At 38.0% G+C, this 20,479-nt stretch carries 18 protein-coding genes and 1 pseudogene; 5 read left to right on the forward strand and 14 right to left on the reverse strand.

From position 1 onward, the window contains the following. Positions 1 to 31 precede the first annotated feature (31 nt). From AC220I_RS03410 to AC220I_RS03430, 5 genes are all read right to left on the reverse strand, one after another. Complete coding sequence (locus AC220I_RS03410; protein ID WP_486722416.1) at positions 32 to 1,033, reverse strand: hypothetical protein; 1,002 nt, start codon at positions 1,031 to 1,033, stop codon at positions 32 to 34. A gap of 132 nt (positions 1,034 to 1,165) precedes the next feature. Continuing rightward, positions 1,166 to 2,101 (reverse strand): M15 family metallopeptidase, encoded by a 936-nt coding sequence (locus tag AC220I_RS03415; RefSeq protein WP_486722417.1) that lies wholly within the window; start codon positions 2,099 to 2,101, stop codon positions 1,166 to 1,168. Next, positions 2,098 to 4,008: a sigma 54-interacting transcriptional regulator gene (locus AC220I_RS03420; RefSeq protein WP_486722418.1), complete on the reverse strand. Its 1,911-nt coding sequence runs from the start codon at positions 4,006 to 4,008 to the stop codon at positions 2,098 to 2,100. Before AC220I_RS03420 ends, AC220I_RS03415 begins: the two co-directional genes overlap by 4 nt. A gap of 106 nt (positions 4,009 to 4,114) precedes the next feature. After that, positions 4,115 to 4,315, reverse strand: a complete 201-nt coding sequence (locus AC220I_RS03425) for a YuzB family protein (RefSeq protein ID WP_486722419.1) — start codon at positions 4,313 to 4,315, stop codon at positions 4,115 to 4,117. A gap of 86 nt (positions 4,316 to 4,401) precedes the next feature. Further along, positions 4,402 to 5,613 carry an EAL and HDOD domain-containing protein gene (locus AC220I_RS03430; RefSeq protein WP_486722420.1) on the reverse strand — a complete coding sequence of 404 codons (1,212 nt, stop codon included), beginning with the start codon at positions 5,611 to 5,613 and terminating at the stop codon, positions 4,402 to 4,404. Between the two features lie 233 nt (positions 5,614 to 5,846). On the opposite strand from AC220I_RS03430, the gene AC220I_RS03435 reads away from it, so the two are divergent. Together AC220I_RS03435 and AC220I_RS03440 are read left to right on the forward strand one after the other, a co-directional pair. Beyond that, positions 5,847 to 7,094, forward strand: coding sequence for an adenylate/guanylate cyclase domain-containing protein (locus tag AC220I_RS03435; protein WP_486722421.1), 1,248 nt, complete (start codon positions 5,847 to 5,849; stop codon positions 7,092 to 7,094). Between the two features lie 20 nt (positions 7,095 to 7,114). After that, the gene (locus AC220I_RS03440; RefSeq protein WP_486722422.1) at positions 7,115 to 7,576 is read left to right on the forward strand and encodes an HD domain-containing protein; all 462 of its coding nucleotides are present in this window, start codon (positions 7,115 to 7,117) and stop codon (positions 7,574 to 7,576) included. On the opposite strand, the gene AC220I_RS03445 is transcribed toward AC220I_RS03440, so the two are convergent. From AC220I_RS03445 to AC220I_RS03465, 5 genes are all read right to left on the reverse strand, one after another. Then, positions 7,564 to 8,733 carry a metallophosphoesterase family protein gene (locus AC220I_RS03445; protein ID WP_486722423.1) on the reverse strand — a complete coding sequence of 390 codons (1,170 nt, stop codon included), beginning with the start codon at positions 8,731 to 8,733 and terminating at the stop codon, positions 7,564 to 7,566. The two genes, AC220I_RS03440 and AC220I_RS03445, sit on opposite strands and share 13 nt — an antisense overlap. A 15-nt stretch (positions 8,734 to 8,748) precedes the next feature. Continuing rightward, a complete protein-coding gene (locus AC220I_RS03450) occupies positions 8,749 to 9,573 on the reverse strand; it encodes a PHP domain-containing protein (RefSeq protein ID WP_486722424.1) in 825 nt (274 codons plus the stop codon). 13 nt (positions 9,574 to 9,586) lie between these two features. After that, entirely contained in the window at positions 9,587 to 10,276 is a 690-nt protein-coding gene (locus tag AC220I_RS03455) for a copper homeostasis protein CutC (RefSeq protein WP_486722425.1), read from the reverse strand. Positions 10,277 to 10,385: 109 nt separating this feature from the next. Beyond that, a complete protein-coding gene (locus tag AC220I_RS03460; RefSeq protein ID WP_486722426.1) occupies positions 10,386 to 11,294 on the reverse strand; it encodes a DMT family transporter in 909 nt (302 codons plus the stop codon). A 133-nt stretch (positions 11,295 to 11,427) separates the two neighbouring features. Continuing rightward, a complete protein-coding gene (locus tag AC220I_RS03465; protein WP_486722427.1) occupies positions 11,428 to 12,531 on the reverse strand; it encodes a GGDEF domain-containing protein in 1,104 nt (367 codons plus the stop codon). 231 nt (positions 12,532 to 12,762) lie between these two features. Here AC220I_RS03465 and AC220I_RS03470 point away from each other — a divergent pair, with 231 nt between their 5' ends. From AC220I_RS03470 to AC220I_RS03480, 3 genes are all read left to right on the forward strand, one after another. Then, a complete protein-coding gene (locus AC220I_RS03470; RefSeq protein ID WP_486722428.1) occupies positions 12,763 to 13,935 on the forward strand; it encodes a cation:proton antiporter in 1,173 nt (390 codons plus the stop codon). An 81-nt stretch (positions 13,936 to 14,016) separates the two neighbouring features. Then, positions 14,017 to 14,373, forward strand: a complete 357-nt coding sequence (locus AC220I_RS03475; RefSeq protein WP_486722429.1) for a hypothetical protein — start codon at positions 14,017 to 14,019, stop codon at positions 14,371 to 14,373. A gap of 737 nt (positions 14,374 to 15,110) precedes the next feature. Next, entirely contained in the window at positions 15,111 to 16,712 is a 1,602-nt protein-coding gene (locus AC220I_RS03480; protein ID WP_486722430.1) for a peptide chain release factor 3, read from the forward strand. 99 nt (positions 16,713 to 16,811) lie between these two features. Here AC220I_RS03480 and AC220I_RS03485 read toward each other — a convergent pair whose 3' ends face one another. From AC220I_RS03485 to AC220I_RS03500, 4 genes and pseudogenes are all read right to left on the reverse strand, one after another. Beyond that, a complete protein-coding gene (locus AC220I_RS03485) occupies positions 16,812 to 19,061 on the reverse strand; it encodes a type IA DNA topoisomerase (protein ID WP_486722431.1) in 2,250 nt (749 codons plus the stop codon). A 345-nt stretch (positions 19,062 to 19,406) separates the two neighbouring features. Beyond that, positions 19,407 to 19,694, reverse strand: a complete 288-nt coding sequence (locus tag AC220I_RS03490) for a putative quinol monooxygenase (RefSeq protein ID WP_486722432.1) — start codon at positions 19,692 to 19,694, stop codon at positions 19,407 to 19,409. A 61-nt stretch (positions 19,695 to 19,755) separates the two neighbouring features. Further along, positions 19,756 to 20,175 (reverse strand): DUF3237 domain-containing protein, encoded by a 420-nt coding sequence (locus tag AC220I_RS03495; protein ID WP_486722433.1) that lies wholly within the window; start codon positions 20,173 to 20,175, stop codon positions 19,756 to 19,758. 37 nt (positions 20,176 to 20,212) lie between these two features. Then, positions 20,213 to 20,479, reverse strand: a pseudogene (locus tag AC220I_RS03500) (hypothetical protein); the annotation flags it as partial.

Here is a 20,479-nt window from a genome sequence, read left to right on the forward strand (position 1 = left end):
GAATTCTATAATCATATTATATTTCAAATCATTAAATTTTTAAATCAATTTCATGAATAACTGCACTTCTGCCGTCTTCATTTAAATATATGCTGGATTTTTTTATGTCTGCAATGGTATCCAGACCTTCCTTTATGTGATATGGACTTGTCACTGCACCTAAGTATATTGCACCAACACCGGTTTCCTTTAATCCCAATAATGTTGAATTGCCATTTTCATCTACCTGCCAAATCTTCAAGCTGTCAAAAATTTCATCATTTTCATCAATCCAACCATTTTTGTCCGCATCATATGCACCAAGTTCTTCAAAACCTTGGCCTGTCTTCGGCCCAAACAACTCATTGCCATCGTCGACTATGCCGTTTTGGTTAAGGTCAAGTGCTAAAAAGCCACTGCCTCCTGCAAGTCTTCTGAAGGTGTCCTCATTGCCATCCAGGTTGAGGTCCAGCTTAATAGTATCGCTTCCAAAGGCAATCCCCTGTCCGTCTAAATTAATCACAAGAGGATCCTGAGTGGCACCACCAATCTGAAATGCGGTTTCACGTTTCTCATAATAACTTCTAGAATACGAGAGATTCAGTTCGAAATTAATGGTCCTGCCATCCTCAGTCTTAATCTCACCCTTTGAACTAAAAGCCATTTTCTCCGACTCATAAACTTCATGTGAACTGGAGAATCGGATGCCTATACTAGGATTGGCTTGAGGCTGACTGGCTTGAGGCTCATAACCTTGCTGTTTCACATCCTTGTTGAGCTTTACAATCCGAGTAAACTTGAATTCTTTACCTGTCAATGCCGTTATAAATTTTTCGAGCAGAGTAATTTTGGCGCGATCCTCCTCGGAGAGATACGCCATGTCATCAATCTCTTGAGTTTCATTTGAATGATTGAGTTCAAGCCTATCCTGTTTATTTAAAGCTCTTAACATTGCTGCCTTTGGTGCCGAAAGTTCAACCTTTGTAATCTGTTTTTCCTGGTGAACAAATTTTGAAAAAGCACCCTGTTCGACTGCATAATTTGAAATTTTCATCAAACACACCTCCTTGTGCATTTATGACATTAGAATCCATTCCTTATTCTGTATATCGTCGCAAGACACTTAATTGATTATATTTTACAAAAAAAGAACTATAGGTTTTTCCTATAGTTTATTTATACATGACTATTCTGTTAACAACTTCTTTTCAAAATGTTGATAATCCTTCACCGATTTAAAATCGCCACCCCATGTCCAACCCTTTTCTTTAAAAAGGGTGTAGCACAAATCCCCTTCCAAGATCATGCCCTTCTCTTTTTGATTTCTATCGACAAAGTCGCCTCCTTCGGGTGGAAAGACCCCTTTACTGGTCACATAAGGGTTTTGTACGGGATTGATGTCGATTGCAAGACCAAAGCTGTGATTGGATAGATTGGTTGAGCCGCTGACCACTCTAAAATTAAAGCCAGATGTATTGTTATCTGCCATGGATAAGTCATCATCCGCATCATAGTAATCCACAAGATTTATCTTGTCAATTGGATATTTCTCAGTATATAAGACCTCAAAAATGGAAAGCACCTCCTTGGCAACGGCTTTATTTACCACGAGTTGTCCAACATGACTTTCATCGTCAAAGCCATAATAGGTCACGGTTAATACTTTCAAATCCTCAATTTGAATGTAGTCATTTTCCTTGTAGGATTTTCCGAACATGAAGGCATACAGGTCATCATCAATGTCATCGCTTGTAAAGATCGAAAGCTCTGACAGCCCACTCTGGTCACTTCGCCCTATTATCACGGAATCAGATATTACCTGATCAGATGTCACTTGCTCTATTGTTACTTGTTCTGTTATCACTTGTTCAGTTGTCACCTGTTCTGTTGTCACCTGTTCTGTTGTCTCCCAATCGGGTTGAGACTGTACCGGTTCTGATAATTTAGCATCTACTACCTCAAGTTGGCGCTGATCCTCATCCGCATTCAAGGGATCAGTCTGCTTAGCATCATTTAATGTCTCTTGCGATTGTAGTTTCTCGAATATAGTCGGACTTTTTCCTATTATAGTGCTAACCAAAACGAGGACTGCTAGTATCCATAGGGTTTTCCTTAACATCATGACTCCTCATCCAACTTGTATTCTGAAATCTTACGATATAAGGTCGCTCTACTTATGCCTAAGGCACATGCAACCTTATCTGTCGCTTTTTTGTAGGGTCTGTAGTAGGCCAATGCATCTTTAATGGCTTTTTTCTCTAATTCGGCAAGGGTTTTAATTTCCAAACCCGCCTCTGCTTGTGATGATGGCGTTGAAGTAAGACCCGAACCGCTACTTGATCTCTCAAAGGAAGGCTCATCTATATCTTGTGTCCCGCCCGTCTTACCTTCTATAACATCATCTTTTAACATCCCTGCAGGCTGAATATAGTCATCTACAACATTTTTCAAATGATCTTCATAATAGGTCCTCTGAAGTTTTTTGGGCAGACAATGAATTCTAATCGTGTTATCATCACACATGTTAACCGCATACTCAATGGTATTTTCCAGTTCTCTGACATTTCCCGGCCACTCATAGTGTTTCAAAAGATCAAAACAAGTCTCTTCAATGCTCCCAATTGTTTTGTTAAGCTTTTTGCTTGCCCGTCTCACCATAGTCCACACAAGCTCAGGGATATCCACCTTGCGTTGTCGCAATGGCGGTACAAAAATTGGAATTACATTTAATCTATAAAACAAGTCTTTCCTAAAAGCCCCTTCATCGACTTTTAGTTCAAGATCTTGATTTGTGGCAGCCACAATTCGGACATCAATTGGAATCGGCGTCTTGCCACCAATCCGTTCAACTTGGCTTTCCTGTAGCACTCTCAACAATTTTGCCTGTAAATGAAGTGGCATATCACCAATTTCATCTAAAAATAAGGTTCCCTTGTTTGCCAGCTGAAACTTTCCAGGTTTTCCGCCTTTTTTTGCTCCCGTAAAGGCACCTTCCTCATAGCCAAACAACTCACTCTCCAATAATTGTTCTGGAATTGCCGCACAGTTAATCGCAACGAAAGGTTTGTTTTGCCTGTGGCTGGCATGGTGGATCGCACGTGCAAAGAGTTCTTTACCAGTACCACTCTCACCGAGTATCAAAACTGTAGAAGTACTCTTTGCAACTTTTTCAGCCATTTCTTTTGCTTGAGAAAGAACTTCTGACTTGCCTATGATCTTCTCAAAGCTCGTGGTCACCACATCGAGTAAGACCTCATTAACTGTGTTGATGACATCCTCCATAGCTCTAAAAGTAATCACATAACCTTTAATTTCATTACCTATCTGAATTAGACTCACATCATATAAACCGCGCTCATTGATGCTAAAGGTATAGGGCATATTAAACAAGGCCTTCTTTGAACCCAGTATCTGCAAAACCTCTTTATCATCCAAAATTTCATTGAGATGTTCAATATGTGTTTTGTCTAGCATTTTAAGGATTTTATGGTTTGCTCTTATGATCTTGCCATTGTTTTGAGTGGCAACAAATCCAGTTTCAATAGCATCCACCACAATTTCAAGTTCCTTAGCGAGCAAGGCCATCTCCTCTATGGCTTCTTGCTCATTGACCTTAGAAGCGATGAGTTCAGCCATACGGTTTAAAAATTGGAGCAGATTTGCCTGATTTTCTATGATATGGTCTCTTTGGTGTTTTTCAAATGCGATGAGACCGATGACCCCAATCGTTTGATCATCCCATTTTATAGGGCAACAGACCTCGGCATGCTCACTGCATTTGTTCTTGCAATCGCACAATTTGCATGCTAAATGATCGCCTGGATTTTCTATAATAAATTCAGAACCCGTTTTTATAGCATAACTAAAAGCCGAATGATCACTGACATTTTCACCAATCGTAGTTTGGTACCTACCAGTGCCGGCAATTCGCATAAGCGTCTCATCCACAATTGTCACATCTATATCGATGACACTTGCAATAGCGTCACAAATCATTTGAGCATTTTGTTTTACCTTATCGAGTTTCATAAAGCCTCCCAAAAGTTATTCTACTTCAACTATATCACATAACGTAAAAAGACGTATCATCACAATTTAAAAATTGTAATAATACGTCTTAAAGGTTTCTTCATTTTTAACCATTGAGGTCAGTTGCTTTTTTTAAGAAAGCCTCTTCAGTTTCTTCTATGACAAACGCGTCATCTACATAACCAAATACAGAATCTGAATGTTGACCACATTCGCCTAGGCAGCCCACTTCAACCTGTGAAGTCCCTACCTTTTCTGTTAAAATTTCAATGTCTACATTTGAACAGTTAGAACATACTCTTATCATTGTCGAATCTCCTTATTGAATTTGTGCATGAGCACTCGACTTATTGATATCCATTCTCAATTGACTTAAACATTTTTTTGACCTTTTTATGACATTAATTTTAAAGTTTCTCCAGCCCACTTAACCGCTTCCACGTAGTCGCCCAATAAAAGTTCTTCATCCAATTTAAAGCTTTTACAAATCTCATAAGCCTCATCCCAGTTGCCCATTTCATAAACTTTTATCAGGGCTGAGATAGGCGATAATACCCCTTCATGGTTGATCAATACATCCTTTATGCTCTGTGGCAACGAAATATCCTTTAGAGCTTGTTCCATGGGTTCATCCAACATAGCATCAAGTGTGCTAAAGAGTCCCATCATTGAAGCTTCATGTCTATATTGCTTCAAGTTGGTCTGCTTTGCTATGGCCTCAGCAAACTTTGTCCTGATAAGTGATACGTTCATGAGTTCCTTCGGTTTATTTCCGCCAAGATCTTGAATCATCAAGATGCTGATCCATCTTTCAATTTCCTTCAAGCCCATGTAGGTTAAAGCCCTTTTGATGGAGTAAACCAGATCATCTCCAGCTCTAGAGCTGATAACTTTCATAACCCTATAAGCCAAATTTACATCTTTCTCTATAATTTCAGCCAAGACTTGGTATGATGGCTCATCTCTCTTTAATTCATTTAAGAGTCTTGCATACTGAATTTTAGTTGCTGAATTGTTTGCATGTGCTTTTCCAACAATTTTAGGTTTACTGAAAAAAAAGCCCTGAAAGAGATGAAAACCCATTTCCTTCGCCTGTAAAAAAATTGACTCACTCTCAATTTTTTCTGCTAAGATAATTTTATTAAGTGATAGGGCTTTAAAAACAGATCTCTTTATTGTTTCCAGTGGTGTCATCAATAAATCAAATTTAATAATATCAGCATACGGCATCAGTGGATAAGTATCAAAATCCTCTACAAAATCGTCAAGCGCTATCTTATAACCCTTGGATTTGAGAATTTTTACGCGTTCAATGAGTTCATCATCAATCACTACGTCTTCCAATACCTCAATAATAAGTTTATTGGGTTCGATTAATTCAGAAAAATCTTGCCTTAAAAAATCAGCATCAAAGTTGACAAAGGCACGTTTGTGATCAATAATTTGACCGAATCCAAGCTCATATAAGCTTCCAACAACGCTTGCAGTGGCAGACATAGATGATGTGCCATCAAATTGCTTGGACTTGTCCGACTGCCTGAACAGCAACTCATACCCGTAAACATCTAGATTAATATTAAATATTGGTTGTCTCGCTATAAACATATTTAGCTCCTACAATTCTATTTTATGCACCCTTACATAAATATGTACCCTTGAAAACCTCATTCAAGCGTTTGTAAAACATTTTTTATGTCTTCCATTAAAAGTATATCATGATTCAATTAAAAGTATATCATGATTCAATTTTATTAAAAATATCATTTTAAATACAGGGATAAAATTTGATAAAAAAACAGATATAGGGTATAAGTAAAATTACTAAAGAGGTGTTTTTTATGAAAAACTTCAGTATTAATAGAACCTTAGAAGAACTGCTCATGTACTCGGGTCTTTATGCCAATATGTATATTCTTATGAATGTTAGTAAGAGCGGCTTAAACTATTTCCGAGATATGGACCATATTATCCTAATGCTTGCCTTGGCAGTCCAAACGCTACTAATGGTGGCCTTTGGTGAAAACAAATGGCTTCGCTTTATCTTGACTTTTATCACGCCATTCGTCTATACCCTCTATGAGTTCAAATCCATATACAGTTTTATTACCAATACTGGACATTTTTTCTTTTGGTTTTTCACCTTGATCATTGGCCTTGTAAATCTCATTTGGCGTCAGAAAGACCGACAAAAAGTAGATGTTTTTATGGTGATTGCAAACGTCGTGATCTTTATTTTCATCTACATGTACATGGACATGGTTCTCACTAATGAACAACTCTTATTGGCTTCACAGATGACTGTAACAGAATACGATATTAACCTTTCCGTTTTTAAACTCGGGGATAATCTAATCACTTTCTTAAAGGATTCAGCCCATATATATCTTATTTTGGGTGGTATTATCCTAGGAACAATCCTCGTCATTGGGCGTCTTAAGGTATATGAACTCACCATGAGGATTAGAACGCTTTTTGGTTTATATGTAGATGAACATTTTGTGACATCTCTTATTGAAAATCCCAATCAAATCAGTCAAAATAAACGTGTGACCATCCTCTTCGCAGACATTCGTGGCTTCACGCGCATGACGGAAGAAAAGGACGCCGATGCCGTCATTCAAATTTTAAACGAATACATTTCAATTTGGTCTGAAATTATGCCTGAGTATCAGGGTAAGATCAACAAGATCATCGGTGATGCCATTATGGCTGTCTTCATAGAAGAATCACTTGAAACGACAAACATGCATGCGACACAGTGTGCCCTTGACTTTATTGAACGTTTTAAGGAAAGCAGTCTGTCCAAGGAAATTGAGGGTGTCGGCATCGCCATCCACTATGGTAATGCCATTTTAGGCAATATCGGTGGTCCCATGAAGAAGGACTATACTGTCATAGGTGATGTGGTGAACACAACCTCAAGACTCGAGAGCAAAAACAAGGATTACAAGTCAACGCTGCTTATAAGTGGTGAAGTTTTTGAAGCCCTTGAACCCAATCTCAAATCTGTCTTTATGTTCAAGGAATCCGTTCTGCTTCGGGGAAAGGTCAAGCCCATATCCATATATGTTTTAAAAGCCAATTAAACCCTTAACAGGAGGTCCAAATGAAACAAGATCATGAGTTCAGGGACATCATTCAAGAAATCACTCGCAACCGAGAGTTTAGAAAAACTAAAAAAATACGCCATCATCACGACAGCGTATTCCATCATTCACTTAAAGTTGCCTATTTAAGCTATAGGCTTGCAAAAAAATTAAAACTTGATCACCATTCCGCAGCAAGGGCAGGCCTCTTGCATGACTTTTTTCTCTATGATTGGCGTGCGCCTAAAAAAAACCGTTTTTTTGAAAAACACGGTTTTACTCATGCAAGAGAAGCGCATATGAATGCAACCAAACATTTTAAACTCAATCAAAAAGAAGAAGATGCCATACTAAAGCACATGTTTCCACTAACACTTTCCCCACCCAAAAACACCATTAGTTGGATTGTCACCTTTGCGGATAAATATATTTCTATTGTGGAATATGTCCAAATTGCAACCTCAAAATCTCATAGAAAATAAAATTTGCCCTCAAAATCAATTTTGACGATTTTGGGGGTTACTTTTTTATAGTAGGTAGTTTCAGTGGCGCCTGATGAAAATATCGTATAGAGCTTGTCATTAAAATGCCCTAAAATACCATCTTCTACAACTTCATGCCCTCTAAACAAGGTTGAGATGCCAAAGCGTTGGCAATAAGCGTCAAAGTCCTCTTGCGTGAAGTAAAAACGTTTCATGCCAACTTTCAGATCACCTGTGCCCTTGTAGGGATCGCTCCACATAATATTATGTAGGATGTTATCCTGATCACTTCGAAACTGGGTCAAATCCGATAAGGTCTTAAGATGACTAAAGGTCTTGTCTAAAGGTCTTGGAATTCCGCCATGAACACACTGAATAAACTGATTGTTTTTTTCGATAAGGGCAATATAGGGCAATTGATCAAAAAAATTCAGATACGCCGGTAGTAGCTCTGGATTACAAGTCACGTTCTGGGCAATCAGGGCTTTTAGATATAGGGGAAAATATAATTTAGGATCGTCTGTAGGTGGCAACCCATAAGGCAATATGATTTGACCATCTTCCTTGATAATGCCACCATCATGGTTCCCTCTCAATAAATATATATGGTCAGGAAATAGTATTTTCAACATTAATAAATGCTCTAAGATTTTAAGATGCTGGCTTCCTCGGTCCACATAGTCACCTAGAAAGATCACTTTAAAAGCCTCTTTATTTAGAACTCGGTTATAGAAATCCGCCTTCATAAGACCATTTTCAAGGGACTTGTCATCCGAATGTAAATCTCCAAAAAGGAAGTGTAAACCTTGGTCATGAAAGAGCAGTATGCCATCGCCGCTTTTACCCTCATCTGTCTCTAAAAAGCCATGGTCCAGTTTAATGGTTGTCCTCAGGTAAGCCTGATTTTTTACCGAATGCTCATTAGCAAGTGTTTCACAGGTTCTCTTGATGAGGTAGAGTTGAAAATGGGAGACCACCTCTAAATTTTCATTTAACAAGACGTCATTATTATACTCATGCCACCCCATATGGTGAACCTTCATAAACTCAAACTTTAAAGATTGTCCATCTATGTTCTTTTGCCATTCACTTTCAAATATTTCGAACGCCCTTATCTTATCCTGTGCAGATACTTTGTCTTTTGTCATTTTAGGCATGAATCGGTCTCCTTCTTATCGCACTAACTTCAACAGTTGCTCAAATGAAACTTCTTTTTCGGTAATTTCAGGTGTTGCCAATTGCCGTGAAGGAATAAAAGTCCCATGATAATCAGACCCACAGGTCACAATCAAATCGTGTTTTATACAATATTGTTTATAGTATTCAAAATCCGTGTCATTTTTATAATACGGACTGTAGCACTCAATTCCCTTTATGCCAAGACCTCTTAACTGGTCCAGAATTGCTTCAGAGATGTTTTCACCACCAAAATACGCAGGTGGGTGCGCCAACACTACGGTATAGCCCATTTGAGCCAATTCCGGAAGGACTTCTTCAATTGGGTCAAAAATAAGGGGTTTGTTCATTTCCTTGATGATCGCAAAAAATTCAGCTAATGACTTTGTAACGCCAGTTGCAGAGAGGTAGTTTACAGCCTTCCATCCCCCTAAACTGGGATCTCTCATGAAGGCATCGTAACCTTCAAGTGTACACCGATTGTCTATTTTGCTGACGTATTCAATAAGGGCTCTATTGTGGTCTTCTCTAATGGTCTGATTCCTTGAGACGCGCTTTTGCAAGGCCTGGTTTTGGGGATCAATGCCATAGGTCAATAAGTGTATTTCTTTATCCATAAAAGTCGCAGAAAGTTCAATCCCCTTAATGAAAGATATGCCCTCCCTTACTGCAACCTCTGCCATTTCTGTCACATTATCCATACAATCGTGATCGGTTACAGAAAAAAGGCCAATTTCATTTTCTTTTACTTCTAGAATTAATGCCTCCGGGACCAAGGTACCATCGGATGCTGTTGTATGAATGTGTAAGTCAATTTTCATCTTTTCACGTCCTCTATCTCATATTAATTTTATTCATTATTTCAACATATTTTGCCACTTGAGATGCTTCAACAGCTTCAAAAGGGGATTTCAATCTTCTTACACCTGTCCCAATGTGAAAGTCACTGTTGGGGAATTGTCCTGCAATGGCTTCAAATGACTCAAGATCAATGCCACCACCAATTAAAAGTCGAATTGGCTTCATTTTTTGAGCCAATTCACCTAAGTAGGCACAGTGATCAAGTGGCGTCTTACCGCCGCCATTTGTTAAAATACTTTTTATTGCAGGAAATGCTTTCAACGCCTCTACTGCTTGAAAGGGCATTATGATTTTTTCAAATGCACGATGAAAGGTTATCTCCATCCCCTCTGCACAGGCCGCTAATTTTTCAAGCTGACTAAGGTTTATATTGCCATCTGCTGTGATCGGCCCAATGACAATGCCATTTGCGCCTAATGCACCAATTTGCTTAATCAAGTTACACATTTCGCCAACTTGCCAGTCTGTTAATACAAAAGAGACGTCTGATAGTCTCACCATGACATTTACAGGAATAGCGACACCTTTGACGACATCTTCCACACATTTAAGGGAAGGTGTTAATCCACCAAGTTCCAAATGACTTACGAGTTCAATTCGGTCTGCGCCACCTTCTTGTATCGCAAGTGCATCCTCAATATTTTGTGCAATGATTTCTAACATGATCTCACCTCAACTCTTTATAAGTCTAACATTCTATTTAAAAAAAAGAAATCCCTCAGGATTTCTAAATTTATTTAATATTTGATTCTTTATGAAAGACCCTCGTCATTTATTCCTCAGGCTGAACCATTGTTTTGGGTTTAAAGGAAATGTTTAACTCCACCAAAAGGATTGCAACGAATATTAAGCCACAGCCTAAAAGCATTACTGGAGACATGTGTTCCTTAAGCAATACCACACCAAATACAGCCGCAAACACCGACTCAAGGGATAAAATAATAGAGGCATGTGAAGACGTCGTATACTTTTGAGCAACAGTCTGTACAGTGAAGCACATAAAGGTTGAAAACATCGCAAGATAGACAATTGCAAACCAAGATCTTGAAGTTAGTCCCACAGGGATCGGTTCCGTGATAAAGGCAGTTATTACAAACAAGACTGCCGCAACAGCGATTTGTAAGAAGGCCAGCTTTATGACGTTCATGTCCTTAGCAAAGAATTCAATGGAAATGATATGACCTGCAAATAAGAGTGCACAAAGTAGCGTTAAACTATCGCCAATATTAAGTGCAAAACTTGATGCACCGTGAAAACTGATGAGACCAATACCAGCAATTGTGATCAAACTGCCAATCAGAGCCTTTATACCTGGCATCTTTCTATAAATTATCCAAGAAAGTAGGGGCACCATGACAACATAGGTCGCCGTTAAAAAGCCCTGTTTTGATGCAGTTGTATATTGTAAGCCCACAGTTTGAGCTGAAAAAGCCAGAAATAGGATTACACCGACTACAGATCCTTTTTTTAAATCAGATAGGGTTAATTTTCCAATCCATTTAAACAAGAACAAATACAAGATACCAGCAGCAAGTACAAATCTTAATGCCATTAAAAACATTGGCGTCACTGTGTTTAATGCATCCTTAACGGCTACGAAGCCACCACCCCACACTGCTGCCACAAACAATAGACTAAAATCAGACAAATATTTCAACTGATTTTTTGATAGTCGACTCATAATCATTTCCCCCTTGCCTACTACTCTATAAATATGTAGACTCCCTAAATTTATATCTTTATTTATCATAACAATTTTTCGGGGGACTTTAAAGAAGCTTACTTAAAAATTATTTGAATTTTATTTATTTTTTTTATAGTCTGAACATTAACTCATCTGAAATAATCTGATTCTTGTCTGCCTTCTTGGATTGATAGAGAATATCATCCGCTCTTGAGAGTGCAGAATCAATATTATGTTTTCTAGTGAGTCTACTGACACCTCCACTGAGAGAGACTTGTGTTTCCAATGGAATTTCGATTTCTTTGACGCATGTATTAATGCGATCTAGTATGGACATTACGGACTCAATATTCACGCCTTTAAAGACAAGTACAAACTCATCTCCACCATATCTGCCTGCAAAACCAATACTCGACATCTCATTCTCCATAATCTGAGCAATTTGCCTGAGAATCTTATCGCCAATAACATGTCCCAAGGTATCATTGACCCGTTTAAAATTGTCAACATCCACTAGGGCAAGTCTTATTTCCTCAGACTCATCCATATTATTCCAAAGCTTTTTTAGCTCGTCAAAGATATATCTTCTATTATATAGACCCGTTAACTCATCCCTAATGGTCATTTGAAATAATTTTTGATTCTTTTCAACCAAGATGTCGCTGTAGTCGTTCAACATTTTATGCTCTTTTCTAAAAGCATTTGAAAATAAAATCAAAAGAACAGAAGCGGCGATCAGGGTCACTGGAATTTGAATGAGGTTATCCCAAAATGAAACCTTAATCGAATTACTCACGATGAGGTCTGGGTAGTACTCACTGATGACCAATAATCCCAAAACCATGAAAATCTCAGAGGCTAACAGTAGTATCCTTGGAAACCCCTTGCAGACAAAGCAAATGGAAATACAAATAAGGAAAACATAGGCCATTGTTGATGGCGTGACGCCACCTGTGTAAATCCAGCCATTGGGTAAAAATATAAAGATAATTTCAGAAAAGGTCAAAATTTTAATACCTTTGATAATATTGTCTCTCTTGCTTTGTGCCTTTAATGTAAAAAAAATGCCCGTAACTGAAGTGATTATCAAAACCAGCCATTTCAGATTGGCTAACATTGGGAAGCTAATGATTATATTAGCACCAATATTGATCACACTGAGGATCAAGCTCAAAAAGAGCATATAGATAAAAAAACGTTCTTCAATTTCTAAAGTTTTAATGATTGTTTTCATTTTTCTCCCTAGGTGAAACCCTTACTTCTTTGGTTTCGTAGTAATATAGTCCTATTTTATCAGATTTACTTATGTAATGCATTATATAATGTCAATATTCACATTAGGGTGGGTATTTTATTAAAATCGTGTTAATATTCAATTTTTTTATTTTTTTTTTGAAAAGGAGTTGATTTTTTTAGCCAAAGGAATACAATGATTTCTGTGACTTTAAATAAAGGAGTGTTGTGTATGAACCCTTTCATTAGTTTGGGAATCGCCTTAATTGTAGGCGTCGTTTGTGGAAAACTCATGAACAAGTTTAAAGTGCCAGCCGTTGCAGGATACATTATCGGAGGATTAATTCTTGGAGCCTCAGGATTGAGAATTCTCGGCGGCGACACCATCAATCAATTGTCATTTCTAAGTGATTTTGCGCTTTGTGTGATCGCATTTAACATCGGTAGTGAACTTGAACTATCCGTTATTAAACAGCTTGGAAAGTCAATTTTTATCATTGCATTTTTTGAAGCCTTTGGTGCCTTTGTCCTCGTGACTGCCGTTTCCTATCTTCTCACCAAAGATTTCGCCATTTCATTGATTCTTGGTTCCGTATCTGCTGCAACTGCTCCAGCTGCAACCGTTATGGTCTTAAGAGAACTCAATGCAAAGGGCCCCCTTACAAGCACCTTACTTGGTGTTGTAGCCGTGGATGATGCCATTTGTCTCGTTATTTATGCTATGGCTGCTTCAGTGGCAAAGGTATTTGTCAATCACGAAGTGATTACGCTTCAAAAGGTTTTGATTTTACCGATTCAGGAAATTGTTTTCTCCATCCTAGTTGGTGGTATACTTGGTTTATTGATGACCGCACTGATTCAATATTCTAAAAGAGACAACGAATTATTGCCTTTCGTCATTGGAACATTATTACTTTTAGTGGGTGTCGCAACAGTATTTGGTCTATCTCCACTATTAACTGCAATGTCAATGGGTATTATTGTCGCGAATATTTCACCTCAAAAGATTAAAGCCTTTACAATTTTAGAGCATTTTTCACCACCAATTGTTGCGGCCTTCTTTGTACTTGCCGGTGCAAGATTGAACTTTGCCTATATCCCTCAAATCGGTCTATTGGGTGTGGCTTATCTCATATTTAGAATCATTGGCAAACTCGCTGGCGCTTCTTTAGGTGCTACGATTTCAAAAGCACCTCAAAGTGTTAAGAAATACATTGGTTTTGGCCTCTTGTCTCAAGTGGGGGTTGCAGTCGGTCTTGCAATAACCGTTAGCAGAGAATTCCCAGGGACAGATATTGGCTCTATCGTAGTAACGATCTTACTTGCGACAACTATTATCACTGAAATTGTCGGCCCAATTGCAACCAAACAAGCGATTACAAGAGCCGATGAAGCACGTCTATAATTGTTTACAAAGTTTCATTCTTAAGGGGATAGTTATCACGTTAAAAATATGTTAAAATCTTATTTAAGGAGGATAAACCCTATGAATTATGCATTATTCCTCGTATTAAATGATGTCGACAGGTTAAAGGATATTCACAAAATCTTTTATTCTTTAGGCTGTGGCGCAACCACTTTAGATAGTGAAGGTATGGGCAGAGTATTATTAGAACACAACGTTGATGTTCCAATATTTGCCGGTCTCAGAAAACTTGTTGAAGGCGATAAGCCCTACAATAAAACAATCATTAGTGTTATACACAGTGAGGAAAAACTTAGAAAAGTAATTGATAGAATTAAGGAAGAACTCAAAATGGATACAGTCAATAAGAACGGCATTGGCTACATTTTCGTCTTACCTGTTCTTGAGTGTCACGGATATCAAATACCAGACAAATAAAAAAAAGATGCCTAGTGTCATTTATGATTAAATGATGTTAGACATCTTTTTTGCTTTTTCGAATTGACGCAGAGATAGGGTATTTAGTGTGCAGACATTTTAACTTGCAGAAAATGCTCTAGGTCAAGGAAAGAGAAAAGCTAGGACTCGTAGCGTATATAGACATACGTGAGAGGTCTAGTTTTTTCGAATTGACGCAGAGATAGGGCGTTTAATGCAAGTTAAAAGGGTACACCTTTTGGTGTACCCTCCGATAGTCGCTGGAGATTCAAACCTTAAAACAACTTTTAAAAACTTAACTCTGAAAATTTAAAACTTATCAAACCTTTTAAAACTTACCTAATTGTTACTAATTTCTTTTTAATACATTAGTGACCTTACATATAGTTCTTGTTTGACATTAACTCTTTTCGAAAACTAATTTCTTAAAAACAACTTCAAAACTGATCATGCGCTTACAAATCTGAATTCCAATCTGCAAGTATTGAAAAAAACATTAACCCCAGCTCTATCTCGGAAGTATTTTCTTCCTATTGCATTCATACCCCTCGATTTTTTCTTTAATCATTTTTTTATTATTTAAATCGCTTAAATTTATAAACCTTTCTATTTTATAAACCTCTTTAATTTTGTAAATTGTTTTTTCTTTTTGTAATAGCCCTTGACACCATCATCAAAAAAAGATAACCTTTATAAGGTTAACCATATAGATTTTTATTATTAGAAGGAAGAAAACAATGTCAAATACAAACAAAAGTTTTATTCACGAGGTTCAACGTAGACGAACTTTCGCAATCATATCCCATCCGGATGCTGGAAAGACAACTTTAACTGAAAAATTTCTACTTTATGGGGGCGCTATCAGAGAAGCGGGTTCCGTTAAATCAAGACGTGCTCAAAAACATGCTGTATCTGACTGGATGGAAATCGAGAAGCAAAGAGGCATCTCTGTAACATCAAGTGTTCTCCAATTTGAATATAACAACTACTGCATCAACATCCTGGACACACCGGGCCATCAAGATTTCAGTGAAGACACCTACCGTACACTTATGGCTGCCGACAGTGCTGTCATGGTCATCGACAGTGCCAAAGGGGTCGAGGCTCAAACTAAAAAACTCTTTCAAGTTTGTAAAATGAGAGGGATTCCAATCTTTACATTCATCAATAAGATGGACCGTCAAGGAAAGGACCCATTTGAACTCATGGAAGACCTCGAAAAAGTTTTGGGCATAAGATCATGTCCAATCAATTGGCCAATTGGCTCAGGCAAGAATTTCAAAGGTGTCTATAACAGACAAAAACAACTTATTGAACTCTTCTCTGAAGGTAATCACGGTCAAGCAATTGCAAAAACGGTAAAGGGCGATGTTACAAACGAAGAATTTAAAGACCTCTTAGGAGCAACACTTCATAAACAATTACTGGATGATATTGAACTCCTTGATATCGCGGGTGACGATTTTGATTTAGAGAAAATTTTAAGTGGTAATTTAACACCAGTCTTCTTTGGTAGTGCCCTTACAAACTTTGGTGTTGAACCCTTCCTTGAAGATTTCCTAGAAATCTCAACATCACCACAGGCAAGAGAGAGCAATCTTGGTCACATTGATCCTGAATCAGATGCCTTTTCAGGTTTCATCTTTAAGATTCAAGCCAATATGAATCCTGCCCATCGTGATCGAATCGCCTTCCTTCGCATTTGCTCAGGCAAGTTCGAAAAGGGAATGGCCGTTAATCACGTGCAAAAAGGCAAAAAGGTTAAATTGGCTCAGCCACAACAATTCCTAGCTCAGGACCGTGTTATTGTTGACACGGCTTACCCTGGCGACATCATTGGTATTCATGATCCAGGCATCTTCAATATCGGCGATACACTCTCTGAGAAGTCAACAGACTTAAAATACGCTGGCATTCCTCAATTTGCACCGGAGCATTTTGCTAAGGTCTCTATCAAGAATTCACTTAAGCGTAAACAATTCATAAAAGGCATTACCCAGCTTGCTGAGGAAGGCTCTATTCAAGTTTATAGACGACCAAACATCGGTGTGGAAGAACTGATCATCGGCGTTGTAGGGGCACTTCAGTTTGAGGTTCTTGAATACAGACTTAAAAATGAGTATGATGTGGACATTTTAATGCAGTCACTACCATATCGCTATATCAGATGGATTGAAATGGACAATTTTAATGCCAAGACATTCTCAATGACAATGGATACTATGCTCGTTGAAAATGAAGAGGGTCAGCCTGTTCTTTTATTCCAAAACGAATGGTCTATCAATCAAGTTAAAGACCGAAATAAAAACGCAAAACTTCATGAAACTTCAATCTTTTAAAAAATTAACGCCCAATCCTAGGATTGGGCGTTTTTATATCTTGTCGTGTAAAGATGGACCTAATATAGAATAAAAATGTATGGTTCAAATCAGGTTGAATTAAAAATGCATCTTCCAACTAAAATAATCATTGTCTTCATTTTTTTCATATTTTAGAAAGGCTGAAAATTTTGTGCCCTTTTTATTGACGAAATTATTGCTAAAGACTTCTCCAGTCTCAAGCAATTTGATAATGGTATTCTTGTTTGGCGAAACACCCAGAGCTTGTAAGAACTTGTCTTCCTTCCAAATGACAAATTTACAGCCACCCTTCCAGTTGGTACACCCAAAACCCTTCTTTCCTTCTATAACATCAGAACCACATACTGGGCACTTGCCAAGTGATCCTTCACGAGGGGCCTCCAAGTTTTGAATCACATGAAAATCATCCCCTTTAATGTCTTCAACTGCCGTTGAAGTAAAAGCGACTATATTTTCAAGGAAGTCTACCCGAGACACTTCACCTTTGCCAATATCCGACAGGGTCTTTTCAAGACGTCCCGTATACTCAAGGTCAAATAGTGGTTTTACAGGAAAGAGCTCTACCAATTTACGTCCCATTTCAGTACAAAAAAGTGACTTCCCTTTAACATCAATATACCCAACTCTTTTTAGCTTTGTAATGGTCTCTGCTCTAGTTGCCGGTGTTCCAATGCTAAAACCACTTAAAATGGCTTGGATCATTTCTTGGTCATCACTTTCATCCACATCGACGCCTTCCACAAGATCATCTATATCCTCTTGATCTTCATCTTCATCGCCTGAGTCTTCAGGGCTATCCTTCTCTTCAGCTTTGTTTTTCTGATTTTTGAATTTCTTGCCACAGGTTTCCATGATTCTAAGAAGTGTCTTTTCGGTATGCCTCTTGGGTGGTGATGTACCTTTTGTTTCAATTTTCAGCTTTGTAATCCCAACAAGGTCATCAACTTCAACTTTTGGAAGCTCTTTTTCCTTAGACTTTATCTTTTCAATTTGTCGCCAACCCTCAATGAGTTGTCTTCTGCCCTTTGAAATAAATTGTCCTTCCAGTTCGACATCTCTACTGCCTGTGATGATGGTCATTTCCTCATGCTCCGCAATGGGCATAAACTGCATTAAAAACCGATTTCTGACAGCATCATAGACGATTTTTTCATCTCCAGCAAGTCCCTTCGCCACCACATAAGTAGGCATAATGGCACTGTGGCTCTCTACCTTAGCATTGTCAAAGACGCGTTTATGGGTATGAAACTCAATTTCATTTTCATAAGGTAAGCCTCTTTTGTGAACATTCAATACCTTTTGCGTTTTCTCCACAAGTGATTCTTCAAGTGCCATACTGGCAGTTCTCGGGTAAGTAATCAATTTCTTTTCATAAAGACTTTGTGCCACTTTCAGCACCTTATCTGAAGTCCATCCTTTTTGTTTACTGGTGATATAGCCTTGCAAGCCCGATAAGTTGAAAAGTGTTGGTGGGTATTCTCTCTTAACTTCTACAATCCGGTCAAGGACAATCCCTTGTTTTTTGTTGAGTGCTTCTTTGATTGCTTCCAGTTTTGCTATCTCTTCAAATTTATCATTACCCTCATGCGTATAAATACCTTCATAGACTTCACCTGAAGGGGTTTTAAAGCTACCAATAAGCTTGTGGTATTCTTCTCGGACGAAATTTTCGATTTCAAGATCTCTATCATAGATAATCTTTAGGGTTGGCAAGAGAACACGCCCTATGTTGAGGGCTTTGCCTGACCCTCTTTGATATTTTAAAGTCGCCACAGATGTCAAATTGATGCCGATGATCCAATCCGCCCACTGTCTGCTGATACCAGCATCCTTGAGGGGTGCCATTGTATCGTTTGACACCATCTTTTTAAGCCCTGATTCAACCTCATCTGGTGTCCACTCGTTGAGCAGAAGTCGTTCAATCGGCTTGTCTACCTTTAGGTAGTCTAAGATGATGTCCCCAATAATCTGACCTTCCCTATCATAGTCGCATGCAGAGATAACACCATCCACATCATTTCGATCAATCAATTGTTTAATGGTCATCAACTGCTTTTGTGCACCTAGATCTGGCTTATGCCTGTCAGCAGGGTCTGATTTAACTTTATATTGAAAAGTTTCAGGCACAAATGGAAAATTCTCCATTCGCCAGCCTGTCATTTTTTCATCATAATCCTTTGAATCAAATAATTCTAGAAGATGACCAAATGCCCAAGTTACCAAATAATCTGCACCTTCATAATAGCCATCTTTTCTTGTTTTTGCTTGTATGGCATCTGCGATATTCTTCGCAACTGATGGCTTTTCTGCAATAATGACTTTTGACATGATCTCCTCCTTTTTATAATATTTTACCGCATTTTCTTAAGTTCAAATTTATGCGTCCATTAAAATTTTATCATAAATTCCCCCACTTTAGAAACAAACAATGCCAAATACGTCCAAAATCTGTATTAACCATTCCATTTAAACACTTAAATGATGATTTCATCCTATAAAGGTCAAAGACAACTAATTTATGCCCCTTCATGTGAAGTTTCATTATAGCTTTTACATAAGTCCTTTTGAGACTGGAACAACTATGTTGTGACTTTCAATCTAAGCTTTTGGCAGGCAACAAAAAAATCCTCTCAATTATTTGAGAAGATTTTTCCATTTGAATATAGATTAAGTTTATATCACTAAAGTATAAACATCCACCACTGCTTTTGATTCTCTAAGCGCATTGAGCTGAGGAACGATTCTTTTGACATGTGGCATTTCCTTGTGATTTTGGAAAGCAGTCATATCCGACCATGTTTCGATCATCGTGAAAATAGAAGGGTTAGATTGATCCTGATACATCTCGTATCTGACACAACCCTCTTCTTTTCTGGACTCAATTACGAGTTCCTTTGACAATTCGATAACTTCAGCCTCTTTTCCTTGCTTTGCAACACTTTTTGCAACAACTTTAATCATCTTTCATCACCATTCCCTTTTATTTTGCTACTTCATATTCTATTTTATATTGAAGTCAGTTTTATTTCATCTTAAAAAGTGATATTTCAACGAATTCGCCATCACCTTTTTTCAGACTGCCTACAAAGACGCCACTTCTTAAAAATTGATATCGACTATTTTCATTTATGATGAAGCGTGGCACCGTTCGAATAAAGGGCTTGGGCTCAGCTTCGTCACCATAACCTTCATTTTCTATAGAAATATACTCACCATCATCTGTTAGCAAGGTGTATTTGGCAAACACATGCCTAATTTGTCCCCCTATCAAGGTATTCCAATCTGCACCACCCGGTACGACGGCCCCATTTATACCAGGTCCTGAAAAAGTACCCCCTAAAATAGGAATCACCTTGAGATGGCCATGCTTGGTTTCACCAATGACTTGAAATTCTCCTATATCAACTTTTAAGGTCATGATAAGTTCTGCTTCTAATTGCATGATCTTCCTCCTAATTACTGGTTAGAAATCTTTATTACTAATTTAATATCTGTTCGCCTGGCTTGAGATTAATAGACCCTTTTTTAGAATATGCGATGATGAGGCCCAATAAGATGGATAAAAAGGCTGATGCCAAAACTCTATATTCCGATGGCATTAAAAATACGATTGTATGGCAGGGTATCCAGACAAATAAGCAGGTTTTCAGCCATGAAAAGCTCACCAAGGTATACCAATCTGTGGTTTCCACCATGTCGCGGAGTGAAAGCTTTTTCTTTGCAAATAAAGCATCCATAACCTTATC

The organism is Fusibacter sp. (assembly GCF_057447755.1).

Bases quoted from the DNA above. Each gene is read 5' to 3' on its own strand.
- AC220I_RS03410 (WP_486722416.1), bottom strand. From the start codon at position 1,033: ATGAAAATTTCAAATTATGCAGTCGAACAGGGTGCTTTTTCAAAATTT.
- AC220I_RS03415 (WP_486722417.1), bottom strand. From the start codon at position 2,101: ATGATGTTAAGGAAAACCCTATGGATACTAGCAGTCCTCGTTTTGGTT.
- AC220I_RS03420 (WP_486722418.1), bottom strand. From the start codon at position 4,008: ATGAAACTCGATAAGGTAAAACAAAATGCTCAAATGATTTGTGACGCT.
- AC220I_RS03425 (WP_486722419.1), bottom strand. From the start codon at position 4,315: ATGATAAGAGTATGTTCTAACTGTTCAAATGTAGACATTGAAATTTTA.
- AC220I_RS03430 (WP_486722420.1), bottom strand. From the start codon at position 5,613: ATGTTTATAGCGAGACAACCAATATTTAATATTAATCTAGATGTTTAC.
- AC220I_RS03435 (WP_486722421.1), top strand. From the start codon at position 5,847: ATGAAAAACTTCAGTATTAATAGAACCTTAGAAGAACTGCTCATGTAC.
- AC220I_RS03440 (WP_486722422.1), top strand. From the start codon at position 7,115: ATGAAACAAGATCATGAGTTCAGGGACATCATTCAAGAAATCACTCGC.
- AC220I_RS03445 (WP_486722423.1), bottom strand. From the start codon at position 8,733: ATGCCTAAAATGACAAAAGACAAAGTATCTGCACAGGATAAGATAAGG.
- AC220I_RS03450 (WP_486722424.1), bottom strand. From the start codon at position 9,573: ATGAAAATTGACTTACACATTCATACAACAGCATCCGATGGTACCTTG.
- AC220I_RS03455 (WP_486722425.1), bottom strand. From the start codon at position 10,276: ATGTTAGAAATCATTGCACAAAATATTGAGGATGCACTTGCGATACAA.
- AC220I_RS03460 (WP_486722426.1), bottom strand. From the start codon at position 11,294: ATGAGTCGACTATCAAAAAATCAGTTGAAATATTTGTCTGATTTTAGT.
- AC220I_RS03465 (WP_486722427.1), bottom strand. From the start codon at position 12,531: ATGAAAACAATCATTAAAACTTTAGAAATTGAAGAACGTTTTTTTATC.
- AC220I_RS03470 (WP_486722428.1), top strand. From the start codon at position 12,763: ATGAACCCTTTCATTAGTTTGGGAATCGCCTTAATTGTAGGCGTCGTT.
- AC220I_RS03475 (WP_486722429.1), top strand. From the start codon at position 14,017: ATGAATTATGCATTATTCCTCGTATTAAATGATGTCGACAGGTTAAAG.
- AC220I_RS03480 (WP_486722430.1), top strand. From the start codon at position 15,111: ATGTCAAATACAAACAAAAGTTTTATTCACGAGGTTCAACGTAGACGA.
- AC220I_RS03485 (WP_486722431.1), bottom strand. From the start codon at position 19,061: ATGTCAAAAGTCATTATTGCAGAAAAGCCATCAGTTGCGAAGAATATC.
- AC220I_RS03490 (WP_486722432.1), bottom strand. From the start codon at position 19,694: ATGATTAAAGTTGTTGCAAAAAGTGTTGCAAAGCAAGGAAAAGAGGCT.
- AC220I_RS03495 (WP_486722433.1), bottom strand. From the start codon at position 20,175: ATGCAATTAGAAGCAGAACTTATCATGACCTTAAAAGTTGATATAGGA.